Source organism: Collinsella tanakaei, assembly GCF_016900375.1.
GTDB lineage: Bacteria > Actinomycetota > Coriobacteriia > Coriobacteriales > Coriobacteriaceae > Collinsella.
In genome coordinates, this window is the sequence record NZ_JACJKB010000009.1 from 40518 (window position 1) to 55009 (window position 14492).

Consider the following 14492-nt stretch of genomic DNA (forward strand, 5'->3'; position numbering starts at 1 on the left):
TAAGCCCGAAACATTTCTCGATAGCACCGTTTCCGCAGCTTATCGCTATCGTCTGCACCGCACGGCAGGCACCTCGGCGGCGCCATGAATCCAAGTTGCCCCCGAATTGAAACCGCGCCGAAACGTACGGGAAAACCCGTCGCAACCACAGCTGCGTAGCATGGATCGCCGCGCCACGCGCCGCTCGCGCGCGGGCGCACGTTCCTTCCGACCAGATTCTCCGGGGAGGCCCCATGAGACACCAAACCCTGTATCGCCCCGAATTCGAGCACGACGCCTGCGGCATCGGTGCGCTCGCGGCGATCGACGGCACGCGAAGCCACCAGATCCTCGACGACGCGCTCTCACTGCTCGTGAACCTCGAGCACCGCGGCGGCACGGGCCTCGAGCGCAACACGGGCGACGGCGCGGGCATCCTCTTCCAGATTCCCCACCGGTTCTTCCGCAAGGAGGCCCAGCGCTGCGGTCAGCTGCTGCCAGCCGAGGGCGACTACGGCGTGGCGATGCTCTTCCTTCCGCAGGACGAGCGGGGCGTGCAGGCGGCCGTGCGCCTGTTTGAGGAAGGCTGCGCACAGGAGGGCATCCCCGTGCTCTTCTGGCGCGACGTGCCGGTCGACGCCCACGACCTGGGCGAGACCGCACGAGCCTGCATGCCCACCATCAGGCAGGTCTTCCTGGGCCGCCCTGACGACGTCGACCCGGGCGACGCCTTCGAGCGCCGCCTGTACCTGTGCCGCCGCGCCATCGAGAAGCGCGGGGATGCCGAACATGCGCTTGCGGGCAAGATCTTCTATATATGCTCCATGAGCTCGCGCACCATCGTGTACAAGGGCATGCTCGTGGCCACGCAGATGAGGCGCTTCTTCACCGACCTGAACGATGCGGCCGTCAAGACCGCGGTGGCGCTCGTCCACTCGCGCTACTCCACCAACACCACGCCCAGCTGGGAGCGCGCCCACCCCAACCGCTTCATCATCCACAACGGCGAGATCAACACGCTGAAGGGCAACGTAAACTGGATCCGCGCCCGCGAGCCCAACCTGTACTCCCCCATCTTCCAGGGCGATCTCGAGCGTGCGCTGCCCATCATCAACCGCGAGGGCTCCGACTCCGCCATCCTGGACAACGTGCTGGAGTTCCTGGTGATGAACGGACGGCCCCTCACGCGCGCGGTGTCGCTGCTCATGCCCGAACCCTGGGACCACAACAGCGAGCTCTCCCCCGCGCGCCGCGCCTACGACGCCTACCAGTCGATGCTCATGGAGCCGTGGGACGGTCCGGCGGCCATCGCCTTCACCGACGGGCGCACCCTCGGCGCCGCGCTCGACCGCAACGGCCTGCGTCCCGCCCGCTACGTGGTGACGCGCGACGACCGCTTCCTGCTCTGCTCCGAGGTGGGCGCCCTCGAGATCGACCCCGCCAACGTGCTCACGAGCGGCTGCCTGGGCCCTGGCGAGATGCTCGAGGTCGACATGGCGAGCGCGCGCGTGCGCTACAACGACGAGATCCGCAACGGCTTCGCCAAGCTCAAGCCCTTTGCCGACTGGATCGCGGACGAGACCCTCTCGCTCGCCGATCTGGACGATGCCGCGCAGGACGAGGCGGACGAGATGCCGACCCACCCCGCGGACGACCTGAAATACGGCTACCACTGGGATGACATCCAGGAGGTGCTCCGCCCCATGGCGGCTACGGGCGCAACACCGCTCGCATCGATGGGCATCGACGCGCCGCTCGCCTGCCTCTCACGCAAGGCGCGCTCGTTCTACGACTACTTCTACCAGCTGTTCGCCCAGGTGACGAACCCGCCCATCGACGCCCTGCGCGAGCACATGGTGACCTCGACCGTGCTGTACCTGGGCAACCACGGCAACCTGCTGGAGGACTGCCGCGCCACCTGCCGTCTCATCAAGCTCGATACACCCCTGCTCACGCGCGATGAGTTCAACCGCATCTGCGCCGTCGACCGCGCGGGCTTCGAGGCGCGCCGCTTCCGCGCCGCCTACCGCCGCGACGACGCCGCAGGCGCGCTCGAGCGGGCACTGGAGGACCTGAGCGCGCAGGTCATCGAGGCCGTGCGCTCGGGCGTGAACATCGTCGTGCTGTCCGATCGCACGGGCGACGACGAGGTGCCGGTCCCCGCGCTGCTCGCCGTGGGCGCCGTGCACAACGCCCTCATGCGCGCCGGCCTGCGCACCTTCGCCGACCTGGTGGTCGAGTGCGGCGACGCGATCTCGGCCCACGACTTCTCCGCGCTTGTCGCCTACTCGGCAAGCGGCATCTACCCGTACCGCGCCCATGCGCTCGTGGCGCGCATGGCCGAAGAGGGCGACCTCACGGCGAAGGACGGCCGCGCAATCGGCGCCGAGGAGGCCATCGCCAACTACAACCGCGCAGCCGTGGCGGGCATCGTGTCGATCATGTCCAAGATGGGCATCTCGACCGTCCAGAGCTACCACTCCGCCCAGATCTTCGAGGCGGTCGGCCTGGCCTCGAAGCTGGTGGACCGCTATTTTACCGGCACCGTCTCGCGCGTGGAGGGCCTGGACGTCGACGGCGTGGAGCGCGAGCTGAACGAGCGCTTCGACGCCGCGTGCGCCATGGGCGTCTCGCCCGCGCCCAATGCGCTGCCGAGTCTCGGCCTCACGAAGTGGCGTCCGCAGGGCGGCGAGGACCATCTGATCGACCCCGATACCGTCTACCTGCTGCAGCAGGCCGTGCGCACCGATTCCTACGACACCTTCTTGGCCTACAGCGAGCACCTGCACCGTCCCGGTCGCGCCGTCCGCCTGCGCGACCTTCTGGATTTCGATGACCGCGGACGCACGCCCGTACCGCTCGACGAGGTGGAGGACGCGCACAGCATCGTCAGGCGCTTCAACACCGGCGCCATGAGCTACGGCTCCATCAGCCAGGAGGCGCACGAGTGCATGGCCATCGCCATGAACCGCCTGCACGGCCGCTCCAACTCCGGCGAGGGAGGCGAGGACCCGCGGCGCGAGACCCCGCTCGAGAACGGTGACTCCGCCAACTCCGCCATCAAGCAGGTGGCCAGCGGCCGCTTCGGCGTGACGAGCCGCTACCTGTCCTCCGCCATCGAGCTGCAGATCAAGATGGCCCAGGGCGCCAAGCCCGGCGAGGGCGGGCACCTGCCCGGCAAGAAGGTCTACCCGTGGATCGCGCGGGTGCGCCAGTCGACGCCGGGCATCGGGCTCATCTCTCCCCCGCCGCACCACGACATCTACTCCATCGAGGACCTGGCCGAGCTCATCTTCGACCTCAAGTGCGCCAACCCCGACGCCCGCGTGAGCGTGAAGCTCGTATCCGAGGCGGGCGTGGGCACCATCGCCACCGGCGTGGCGAAGGGCGCCGCCGACAAGATCTTGATTTCCGGCCACAACGGCGGATCGGGCGCCGCGCCGCGCGACTCCATCTGGCATGCGGGCCTGCCGCTCGAGCTCGGACTCGCCGAGGCGCAGCAGACGCTCGTGCGAAACGGCCTGCGCTCACGCGTGGTGCTCGAGGCTGACGGCAAGCTCATGGACGGCACCGACGTCGCCGTGGCGTGCTTGCTGGGCGCCGAGGAGTTCGGCTTCGCAACCATGCCGCTCATCGCCATGGGCTGCCTCATGCAGCGCGACTGCCAGCAGGATACCTGCCCGGCGGGCATCGCCACCCAGAACTGCCGCCTGCGCCGCCGCTTTGCCGGCAAGCCCGAGCACGTGGAGCATTTCATGCTGTTCGTCGCCGAGCAGCTGCGCGGCGTCATGGCGCGCCTGGGCTTCCGCACCATCGACGAGATGGTGGGGCACCCCGAGTGCCTGCGCCAGGTCGGGGTCGCCGACAACTGGAAGACCGATTGCATCGACCTGTCCTGCGTGCTCGCGCCCGCCGTATGCGAGTTCGGCGCGAAGGTGCCGGGCGCCGACTGCCCGCACTTCCTGCCCTCGATGGCCGCCGACGTGCTGCTCGACCGCACGCTCGACGCCACCCTGTTCATCCCCTATACCGCAAGCGCCCGGCGGCATCTCGTGCCCGTGCGCTTCCACGCGGATATCGCCAACGTCAACCGCTGCGTGGGCACCATGCTCGGCCACGCCGTCACCGCGGCGCATCCCGACGGCCTGCCCGAGGGGCTCATCACCATCGACTGCACGGGATCTGCCGGCCAGAGCTTCGCGGCGTTTCTGCCCCGCGGCGTGGAGCTCAACGTCGAGGGCGACGCGAACGACTACTTCGGCAAGGGCCTTTCGGGCGGCACCGTGTCGGTCCGCCCGTCCGAGGCGGCGAGCTATAAGTTCGACGAGAACATCATCGTGGGCAACGTTGCCTTCATGGGCGCCACCGGCGGTCGCGGCTTTGTGAACGGGCGGGCGGGCCAGCGCTTCTGCGTGCGCAACTCCGGCGCCACCGTGGTCGTCGAGGGTGTCGGCGCGCACGGCTGCGAGTACATGACAGGCGGCTGTGCGCTCATCCTGGGCGAGGTGGGACCGAACTTCGCCGCCGGCATGACGGGCGGCGTGGCCTTTGTGTACGACGAGTACCGCACACTCGCCGGACGCTGCAATCTGGACACCGTGGCGCTGCGGGAGCCGAGCCCCGCGGAGCTCGCGCAGATCCGCGAGCTCATCGTCGCCCATGTGCGCGCCACGCAAAGCCCGCTCGGCATCAAGATGCTCTACCGCTTCGACGCCATCGCCGCGCACTTCGTGAAGGTCGTGCCGGTGGAGTACGAGCGCGTGATGGCCATCGTGGAGGACGCGGAGCGCGAGGGCGCGACGCGCGAGGAGGCGCTCGAGACGGCCTTCGAGGTCGTGACGGGCGCAAAGGAGGTGAAGCGCCATGGGTAAGCCGGGCGCCTTTCTCACACACGACCGCAAGGTGCACGAGCTGCGCCCCGTTGATGAGCGCGTGCGCGACTACGACGAGCTCTACCGCGAGCTCGACGAGGGCGAGCGCCGTGTGCAGGCGAGCCGCTGCATGATGTGCGGCGTCGCCTTCTGCCAGACCGGCCATCCTTTCGGCCGCGCCCGCTCGAGCGGCTGCCCGCTGCACAACCTCATCCCCGAATGGAACGACCTGGTGTGGCGCGGGCGCTGGCGCGAAGCGGCCGACCGCCTGGCGCTCACGAGCCCGCTGCCCGAGTTCACGAGCCGCGTGTGCCCCGCGCCCTGCGAGGCGGCCTGCAACCTGGGATCCTTCGAGGGCGCACCCGTGGCGATCCACGATACGGAGCGCGCCATCTCCGATTGGGAGTGGGAGCACGGAGGGCCGGCTGCGTTCGCAGAGCCGGCAGCCGACGCGCCGCGCGTCGCCGTGATCGGATCGGGTCCCGCGGGCCTCGCCTGCGCCTGGGAGCTCGCGCGGCGCGGAGCGCGCGTGACGGTCGTCGAGCGCGCCGACCGGCCGGGCGGCCTGCTCCTGTACGGCATCCCCAACATGAAGCTGCCGAAGGATGTCGTGGAGAGGCGCTGCGCCCTCATGGAGGAGCGCGGCATCGCGTTCATGCTGGATACCGACGCCGCCGATCCCGCTGTGGCATCGACGCTGGCAGGCACCTTCGACGCCGTCGTGACGGCAGTCGGCGCGGGCGCCGCGCGCACGCTTTCCGTTCCCGGGGTCGAGAGCGCCGGCGTAGTCATGGCCGTCGACTACCTTTCCGCCTCCACCCGCGCCGTGCTCGACGGGGGCGTGCCCGCCATAGAGGCGCAGGGACTCGATGTCGTGGTCATCGGCGGCGGCGACACGGGCAACGACTGCGTCGGCACCGCCGTGCGCCAGGGGGCGCGCAGCGTGCGGCAGCTCGAGGTCATGCCCGAGCCCGCAGAGGAGCGCCTGCCCGGAAACCCCTGGCCCCAGTGGCCCAACGTCAAGAAGACCGACTACGGGCAGCAGGAGGCCATCGCCCTTATGGAGGGAGAGATGCGCACCTGGTCGGTCGACACGCGCGAGGTGCTGGCGGACGCCGATGGACGCGTGCGCGCCCTGCGCATCGTCGATGTCGACTGGTCCGGCGGCGCGCCTGAGGCCGTTCCCGGAACCGAGCGCGAGCTTTCCGCCCAGCTCGTGCTTATCGCCTGCGGCTTCACCGGACCCCAGCGCGGGGTGCTCGAAGCACTGGGCGCGACCCTGCCCGAACCGGGCACCGGCAGGCCCCTGCCGATCATGACGGAGCCCGGCGGGCACCGTTGCGCGCTCGCCGAAACGGCGCCTGAGCCCACACATGGCGTCTGGGCCTGCGGCGATGCCCGCAACGGCGCCTCGCTCGTCGTGAACGCCATCGCCGACGGCGTCGCCTGCGCCCGCGAACTCGCAGCAGCCTGCGGGCTGTGAACGGTTGAGGGGATGGGGCTTCCGCCCCATCCCCTCTCAGCAGCCCACGGCTGCCTGGTAAACCCCTTACCCAGTCGGTTGTGACGCTTTTCGGGCAAATCTGTCACAAACGACCGGGTAAGCTGTTTTACCAAGCCAGTGCGACGCGCCCAGGACCTCGGCCAAGCATTCCCGCCGCTTGGCCGCCCTGCACGATGCCCAATCCCCGACCAGGTTCACGCCTGCCTCGGTCTCACGCACCAGCCCCGAGGGCTCGGGTGGACAAATTGCCCAGATATGTACTTATTCGCAAGGTCCCGGCGCCATTCTGGGCATCGCCTTGATAGAACAGCCCTTTGAGCAGGCACCGGATAACATAATATGTATTGCATAAGCGCTCCAGAGTAGCACGCTTCGCGGAAATCGCTCGTGGGTGCCACCCGTTTAATACATATCTGGGGGATTTGTCCACGTAGCCGAGCCAGACACCATCTATTGACCCACTTGCCGCAGCATCCTGCCCGCTCATCCCGTGAACAACGCGTTACGGCATGGGCGGCGCGCCGCCCCCTGCTGCGCGCGGTGTATGATTCCCCCACAGCACATCATGCGATACGAGGGGAAACGCCATGAGAGTCGACCAAATCTTCGCCGATGCGAAAGCCGCCGGAACCCAGCCCGTCTCGTTCGAGATGTTCCCTCCCAAAGGCGAGCTCACGCTCGAGCGCGCCCGCGAGGTCGCGGGGGGCTTCGCGCCGCTTTCCCCCGATTTCATCAGCGTCACGTACTCCGCGGGCGGATCGGGCAACTCCGGCGCCACGGCAAAGATCGCCCAGATGATCTCGACCGAGCTCGGCATCTCCTCCGTGGCGCACCTCACCTGCATCTCGCTCACGCGCGAGACGCTCGCTGAGAAGATCCTCGAGTTCATGGATGCCGGCATCGAGAACGTGCTGGCGCTTCGCGGCGACCTGCCCGCCGGCATGAGCGAGGCCGAGGCGGAAGACATCGCCTTCCCTTACGCCAAGGACCTCGTGCCCGCGCTCATCGACGCCGGCTTCTGCGTGGGCGGCGCCGCCTACCCCGAGGGGCATCTCACCTGCGACGATCTGCCGACCTCCGTCAAGCACCTGCGCCAGAAGCAGGATGCGGGCGCGAGCTTCCTCGTGACGCAGCTCTTCTTTGACAACGAGTACTTCTACCGCTTCCGCGAGCTTGCCGACGCGGCGGGCATCACCATCCCCATCACGGCGGGCATCATGCCCTTCACGAGCAAGCAGCAAATCACGCGCATGGTGTTCACCTGCGCCGCGTCGCTGCCCGCCCCGGTCATCAAGATCCTCGCCCGCTACGAGGACGACCCCGAGAGCCTGCGTGCCGCGGGCATCGAGTATGCCTGCCGCCAGCTGGAAGACCTGCAGAGCCACGGCGTCGACGGCCTGCACGTGTACACGATGAACCGCGCCGATGTGGCCGAGGCCGCCATGAGCGCGCTGCGCGCCTAACGGCGGAGAGCTCCGATTCCATGGCAGAAGCCGTTCCCGCCGCACCTGAGCACCTTGCATCGCCGACCCTCTACCGGCCGGACGCGTCCGCCTGCCCGCACATCGACCGCGGGGAGGTCCTGCGCTACCTCGGCTATACGGGGCAGGATATCGATGGGGAGCTGGCGGCTCGCATCGAGCTCATCGAATGCAACCTCGAGCACGACATAGCCCCGCGCGGCATCTGGCGAGCGTTTCCCGTGGACGCACGCGGGATCGACGCGTCGGGCAATCCGTGCATCCGCCTTGTAGGCACGACGGTCGAGCTGCAGGGCCGCGACATCTTCCGGCATCTGAAAGATTCGACATCCTGCGTGCTTCTGGCCTGCACGCTTGGCATGGAAAGCGAGCGACGCCTGCACGCCCTGGGCGGCCAGAGCCCGCTTGAAGCCACGGTGCTCGACGCCGCGGCCTCTGCCTATGTCGAAGCCGCCGTCGACCAGATGGATGCCGCCATCGGGCGGGCAGCGCGAGAATCCGGCCTTTCGCGCAACAGGCGCTTCTCCTGCGGGTACGGCGACTGTCCCATCGAGGCGCAGGACGCCATCGTGGCCGCTCTCGACGCGACTCGCCGCATCGGCCTCACCGTCACGCCGACGCACCTGCTGCTCCCCTCCAAGAGCGTCACCGCGATGATTGGGCTGTTCGAGGGCATGGAGCCCGCAGCCGATGCGCGCCCCAGCTGCGCTAACTGCCGTGTAGCCGGTGCCTGTGCCTTCCGTGAGCGCGGTACCACCTGCTACTGATGCGGACAGGTGCGCTCCCCCGTTATGTCATACTGGCACCAAGCTGCCGACAAGCAATCGTAAGGACCCCCAATGACCGCATGCACGCCCCGCACGCTCGACACCCTGCGCATCGCCGACGACGACCTGCGCGCCGTCCTTGAAGGACGGCGCCACCTGCTGTTCGACGGCGGCATGGGCACCATGCTGCAGGCGGCGGGCCTTGTCGCCGGCGAGCTGCCGGAACTGCTGAACCTCACGAACCCCGACGAGATCACCGCCGTTCACGCCGCCTACGTCGAAGCGGGCTCCGAGGTCGTGACCACCAACACCTTCGGCGCCAATGCGCGCAAGCTGGGCGACGCCGCCACCGTAGAGGAGATCTTCGACGCCGCCGCGCGCTGCGCCCGCGCCTCGGGGGCCCGCTATGTCGCCGGCGATATCGGCCCGCTCGGGGCCCTCTTGCGCCCCATGGGCACGCTCACCTTCGACGAGGCCTACGAGCTGTTCGCCCAGGAGGTGCGCGCCGCGGCCAGCGCGGGCGTGGACCTCCTGGTCATCGAGACGATGACCGACCTCGCCGAGATCAAGGCGGCGGTGCTCGCCGCCAAGGAGAATTCCGACCTGCCGATCTTCGCCACCATGACCTTCGAGGAGGACGGCCGCACGTTCTTGGGCACCTCGCCCGAGGTCGCCGCCGTCACGCTCGACGCACTGGGCGCCGATGTCGTGGGCATCAACTGCTCCTTGGGCCCCGCCGAGCTCCGCCCGTTCGCGGCGCGCATGGTCGCGCAGACCGCCAAGCCCGTTATGGTGCAGGCAAACGCCGGTCTGCCGCATGTGGAGGACGGCCGCACGGTCTACGACATCGACCCGGCATCGTACGCCGAGGCTGTGGCCGGGATGGTCGCCGACGGCGTCGGCGTCATCGGCGGCTGCTGCGGCACGAACCCCGACTACATCCGCCTGCTCGCGGACATCGTGGCGGATCGCACGCCCCACCCGCACCTGCCCACCCCCGCGCTCACCGTCACGAGCGCCCAGCGCCTGGTGAGCCTGCCCGCGCAGGGCCACGCCATCGCCGTGGTCGGCGAGCGCATCAACCCCACGGGCAAGAAGCGGCTGCAGGCGGCGCTGCGCGACGGTGACATCGACTACGTGGTCGGCCAGGGTATCAGCCAACAGGAGCAGGGCGCCGACATCCTCGACGTCAACGTCGGCCTGCCCGGCATCGACGAGGCCGACATGCTCTGCCGCGTGTGCGAGCAGCTGCAGGCGAGCACGCTTTTGCCGCTGCAGATCGACTCGACAGACCCCGTGGCCATCGAGGCCGCCGTGCGCCGCTACGCCGGTAAGCCCATCATCAACTCCGTAAACGGCAAGCAGGAGAGCCTGGACGCCATCCTGCCCATCGCCGCGCGCTACGGCGCGAACGTCATCGGCCTCACGCTCGACGAGCGCGGCATTCCCGCCACGGCGGACGAGCGCTTCGCCATCGCCGAGCGCATCGTGGGCGAGGCCGCGCGCTACGGCATCGGACCCGAGCGCATCCTGATCGACTGCCTCGTCATGACCGCCTCGACCAACCAGGATCAGGCGCTCGAGATCCTGCGCGCCGTGACGATGTGCCGCGAGCGCCTGGGCGTGAAATGCGCGCTCGGCGTCTCGAACATCAGCTTCGGCCTGCCCGCGCGCGAGGTGCTGAACGCGGCGTTTCTGGCGGCCGCCTTCGGCGCCGGCCTGGACGCGCCCATCATGAACCCGGGATCCGCGCGCTATATGGATGTGGTGCGCAGCTTCCGCGTGCTCAACGGAGAGGACGCCGGTTCCGCCGCCTATATCGAGCACTTTGCCGGATGGACCGACCCCTACAAGGGCGGAGCGGCGCCGGCAGCCGGAGCGTCGGCTGCCCCCGTGCTCGACGACGTCACCGACCCCATCCGCAGGCTGATCCTTTCGGGCCGCAAGGGCGAGATGGCCGCCGTCACCGAACAGCTGCTCGCCACCTGCGATGCGATGGAGCTCATCAACGGACACTTCATCCCCGCGCTCGACGAGGTGGGCGAGCTGTTCGACCGCGGCACGTACTTCCTGCCGCAGCTCATGGCATCCGCCGAGGCGGCCCGCGTGGGCTTCGACACCATCCGGCGCCTCATGCCCGCAAGCGATATCGCCTCCAAGGGGAGCATCTGCCTGGCCACCGTGAAGGGCGACATCCACGACATCGGCAAGAACATCGTGAAGATGCTGCTCGACAACTATGGCTACACCGTGTTCGACCTCGGACGCGATGTGGACCCGCAGGTCATCCTCGACGAGGTCCTTGCCCGTGATGTGCGCCTGGTGGGACTCTCGGCACTCATGACCACGACGGTGCCGGCCATGGAGGCGACCATCGAGCTTCTGCACGCGCAGGCGCCGAACGTGAAAGTCATCGTGGGCGGAGCCGTGCTCACCCCCGAATACGCCGAGCAGATCGGAGCGGATTTCTACGCCAAGGACGCCGCCGAGGCGGCCCGCATCGCCGAGGAGGTCTTCGGGTAGGCCAGAGCGCAGCGAACGCTACCGGATGCGCCTCAGAACCCCAAGGCCAATCTTCCGCCAACCGATTGTGCCCGCGACCACGAACCAGGGCCCGAAGAGGAACAGGTAGCGCGCGCGGCACTCGAAGATGAGGAGGAAGGCGCTCATCATCAGAAGGGCGAGGCAGATCGCCGTCAGCCGCCGGTCGGCACGCCGCGCGATGCTTGCGGGCACGATGCCCACGAGCACCATGAACCAGATTACCTGGGCCGGCCATGCCCAGGGAACGACATCGTCCGGCGCCAGCTTGGCGGGCGTCACTTCCTCGTCGGGAATCCCGTACACCCAGCGGACGATCTCATTCTCGCCGAAAACGTCCTCGAAATACCAATCGCGCCAGGTGAAGGCGCCCTCGCCATAGGCCAGCATGGCCTTCTTCGCGAACAGTTCCCCGATACCGACAGGGCCGAGCTGCTCCACGCGCTCCCACCAAGCCGACAGGTTTGCCGCGGCGCGCTCTTCGACGGTCGCGAAGCTCGAGGTGAACGCGAAGTCCTCGGGCGAATAGACCCCGTTGTATTCCTCGTTGAAACCCATCATCAGATAGTGCGGGATGCCGACCGCCTTGCTCTCGTCCACCGTAAAGCGCGTCTGCCGCTCGACGAGACCGGCAGCACCCAAGGCGAGCGCCAGGGAGAGCACGGCACAGCCCACGAGGGGCAGTGTGCGCGACGCGAAACCACCCCGCCAGGCATCGGGCCGAACGGCTGCGGCATGGCGCCCCTTGAGGGGAGCATCCTCATCGCGGGGCACCAGGCGCGCAAGGGCGAGCAGGCCCTCGACGGCCACCGGAGCCGCGAGCGCGAACACCGCGGTCGGTTTGATGCAATAGCCGATGTACATGAAAAACGGCATGAGCAGCCACTGCGCCGCCCTGTTGTGCACAACGACGTACAGGAAGAGGACGAGCGTAGGGCACAGCATGCCGTAGGCATCCGAATACGGCACCAGGATGTTGGGGTTCAGACCCAGCAGGACCCACGCCACCGTGAAGGCGCACATACCTGCCACGGGGCCTGCGAGCGCGCGTCCGATATAGGCGGACAGGCCGACGCTCGCCGCCACGCCGAGCGCTCCGATCACCGTGAACACCAGGTAGGAATCGACGCCCGCCTGCGAACATAGACCGCCCACGAGCGAGAAGAAGCCCGCTAGAAACCATTGGTTGGGGTAGGTCGAGAAATAGGTCGACTGATCGGCATGATGCTCGAAATCGGTCAGCACGCCCACGTCCCAGCCGGTCTCGAACCGCGCGCCGAAGATGACGACCAGCTGGACAGCGACCAGAAGGGCGGTGCCGATCAGGGTCATCAGCAGAAAGGCCCTCGGCGAGGAGAGCAGGCGCGACAGGCGCTTCCGCGCGCCCAGCATGATGGCGAGCGCGATGACGCCGAGCACAACGGCCGCAGCCAAAAGCGCGAGGTCATAGGGTGCAAGCCCGTACTGCTGGTAATACGCCACCTGTCCGTTCACGAAAGCGAGCAGAACGATCACGATGGCGATGTAGGCGCCGAAGCCCACCCGTCCGATTTCGGGAAGCGCCCGGAGGATGCGCGCGGCAAGCGGCCCCTCGCGCCGCTCGGGCCCGCATTGACCCTGCGCCATATGCTTGAATCCCATAGTCGCCATCCCCGATTGCCCGCTATCGCACACGTCATTGTAACGAACCGTCTGCGCACGTGAAAGTTCGGGGACAGGTCCGAAACTTTCATGCCGCCGGAAGACGATTCGACACGTTGGGTTTCGCTTTGGCGTGAAAGTTTCGGACCTGTCCCCGAACTTTCACGTGCCCAGGTGGTTCGCTAGAATGGGTGCAGCAATAAGCATCCGCACGAACGAAGGAGCGCTCATGGCGATTACGCCTGCTGAAATTGCTGAGACTCGGGACATGGTTTCCGAGCAGCACCTGGACATCCGTACCATCACCATGGGCATCTCGCTCATGGGATGCGCCGACGAGAACCTCGACCGCATGTGCACCAAGGTCTACGACCGCATCACGAAGACGGCCGAGCAGCTGGTGCCCACCGCCACGGCGCTCGAGCGCGAGTACGGCATCCCCATCGTCAACAAGCGCGTGTCGGTCACGCCGGTGGCGCAGATCGCCGCCGCCTGCCCCGATGAGGATCTCACCCCGCTCGCGCACGCGCTCGACCGCGCTGCCGAGACTCTGGGCATCGACTACCTGGGCGGCTTCTCGGCGCTCGTGCACAAGGGCATCGGCAACGGCGACCGCCGCCTCATCCAGAGCATCCCCGAGGCGCTCGCGCAGACGAGCCGCGTGTGCTCGAGCGTGAACGTGGCCAGCCTGCGCGCCGGCATCAACATGGACGCCGTTCTCATGGTCGCCCAGACCGTGCTCGACTCCGCTCGCCTCACGGCCGACCGCGACTCCGTGGGCGCCTCGAAGTTCGTCGTCTTCGCCAACATGGTCGAGGACTCCCCCTTCATGGCCGGCGCCACCCATGGCTCCGGCGAGGCCGACGCCGTCATCAACGTCGGCGTTTCCGGCCCCGGCGTCATGGCCGCCGCCCTCGAGCAGCTGCCCGAGTCCGCGAGCATGATGGATGTCGCCGAAAAGATCAAGCAGACCGCCTTCAAGATCACGCGCGCCGGTGAGCTCATGAGCCGCGAGGCCGCGCGCCGTCTTGGCGTGGAGAAGGGCATCGTCGACCTCTCGCTCGCCCCGACGCCCGCCATCGGCGACTCGGTGGCCCGCATTCTCGAGATCATCGGCGTGGGCACCTGCGGCGGCCCCGGCACAACAGCCGCGCTCGCCCTGCTCAACGACTGCGTCAAGAAGGGCGGCGTCATGGCGAGCTCCAGCGTGGGCGGCCTGTCCGGCGCGTTCATCCCCGTGTCCGAGGACGCCGGCATGATCGATGCCGTCGAGGCCGGTGCGCTCACCCTCGAGAAGCTCGAGGCCATGACCTGCGTGTGCTCCGTGGGCCTGGACATGATCGCCATCCCCGGCGATACGAGCGTCGAGGCCATCGCCGGCATCATCGCCGACGAGATGGCCATCGGTGTCATCAACAACAAGACCACGGCGGTCCGCGTCATCCCGGCCATCGGCAAGGGTCTCGGCGAGTCCGTCGACTACGGCGGCCTGTTCGGGCGCGCGCCCATCATGCCGGTGAACCCCCATGCCGGCACCGTGTTCGCCCATCGCGGCGGACGCTTCCCGGCGCCGCTTAACTCGCTGAAGAACTAGCGCTCGGGCCGACCGCGGGAGGGAGGCGCAAGGTCCGGCGCTCGGGCAGTCCTGCTCGCTCGAAGGCGCCACTGGCGCCTTCGGCTCGTGCGGAACTCGCGGCGGACCTTGCGC

At 68.2% G+C, this 14492-nt stretch carries 7 protein-coding genes; 6 read left to right on the forward strand and 1 reads right to left on the reverse strand.

All coding sequences use genetic code 11. The features are described 5' to 3' along the window. The first annotated feature begins 233 nt into the window (after nt 1–233). From gltB to H6A16_RS06775, 5 genes are all read left to right on the forward strand, one after another. Entirely contained in the window at nt 234–4850 is a 4617-nt protein-coding gene (gene gltB, locus H6A16_RS06755; protein ID WP_204617437.1) for a glutamate synthase large subunit, read from the forward strand. Then, nucleotides 4843–6333, forward strand: coding sequence for a glutamate synthase subunit beta (locus tag H6A16_RS06760; protein ID WP_204617439.1), 1491 nt, complete (start codon nt 4843–4845; stop codon nt 6331–6333). Before gltB ends, H6A16_RS06760 begins: the two co-directional genes overlap by 8 nt. A gap of 608 nt (nt 6334–6941) precedes the next feature. Continuing rightward, nucleotides 6942–7817, forward strand: coding sequence for a methylenetetrahydrofolate reductase (locus tag H6A16_RS06765; RefSeq protein WP_204617441.1), 876 nt, complete (start codon nt 6942–6944; stop codon nt 7815–7817). A 20-nt stretch (nt 7818–7837) separates the two neighbouring features. After that, nucleotides 7838–8602, forward strand: a complete 765-nt coding sequence (locus H6A16_RS06770; protein WP_204617443.1) for a hypothetical protein — start codon at nt 7838–7840, stop codon at nt 8600–8602. A 72-nt stretch (nt 8603–8674) separates the two neighbouring features. Beyond that, nucleotides 8675–11125, forward strand: coding sequence for a homocysteine S-methyltransferase family protein (locus H6A16_RS06775; RefSeq protein ID WP_204617445.1), 2451 nt, complete (start codon nt 8675–8677; stop codon nt 11123–11125). 18 nt (nt 11126–11143) lie between these two features. Here H6A16_RS06775 and H6A16_RS06780 read toward each other — a convergent pair whose 3' ends face one another. Then, nucleotides 11144–12784: a hypothetical protein gene (locus tag H6A16_RS06780; protein ID WP_204617447.1), complete on the reverse strand. Its 1641-nt coding sequence runs from the start codon at nt 12782–12784 to the stop codon at nt 11144–11146. 229 nt (nt 12785–13013) lie between these two features. On the opposite strand from H6A16_RS06780, the gene H6A16_RS06785 reads away from it, so the two are divergent. After that, on the forward strand, nt 13014–14378 hold the full coding sequence (locus tag H6A16_RS06785; RefSeq protein WP_204617449.1) for a PFL family protein: 1365 nt from the start codon (nt 13014–13016) through the stop codon (nt 14376–14378). The last annotated feature ends 114 nt before the right edge of the window (nt 14379–14492 follow it).

What these genes read in the sequence shown, in the direction of transcription:
- gltB (WP_204617437.1), top strand. Translation starts at nt 234, where the DNA reads ATGAGACACCAAACCCTGTATCGCCCCGAATTCGAGCACGACGCCTGC.
- H6A16_RS06760 (WP_204617439.1), top strand. Translation starts at nt 4,843, where the DNA reads ATGGGTAAGCCGGGCGCCTTTCTCACACACGACCGCAAGGTGCACGAG.
- H6A16_RS06765 (WP_204617441.1), top strand. Translation starts at nt 6,942, where the DNA reads ATGAGAGTCGACCAAATCTTCGCCGATGCGAAAGCCGCCGGAACCCAG.
- H6A16_RS06770 (WP_204617443.1), top strand. Translation starts at nt 7,838, where the DNA reads ATGGCAGAAGCCGTTCCCGCCGCACCTGAGCACCTTGCATCGCCGACC.
- H6A16_RS06775 (WP_204617445.1), top strand. Translation starts at nt 8,675, where the DNA reads ATGACCGCATGCACGCCCCGCACGCTCGACACCCTGCGCATCGCCGAC.
- H6A16_RS06780 (WP_204617447.1), bottom strand. Translation starts at nt 12,784, where the DNA reads ATGGGATTCAAGCATATGGCGCAGGGTCAATGCGGGCCCGAGCGGCGC.
- H6A16_RS06785 (WP_204617449.1), top strand. Translation starts at nt 13,014, where the DNA reads ATGGCGATTACGCCTGCTGAAATTGCTGAGACTCGGGACATGGTTTCC.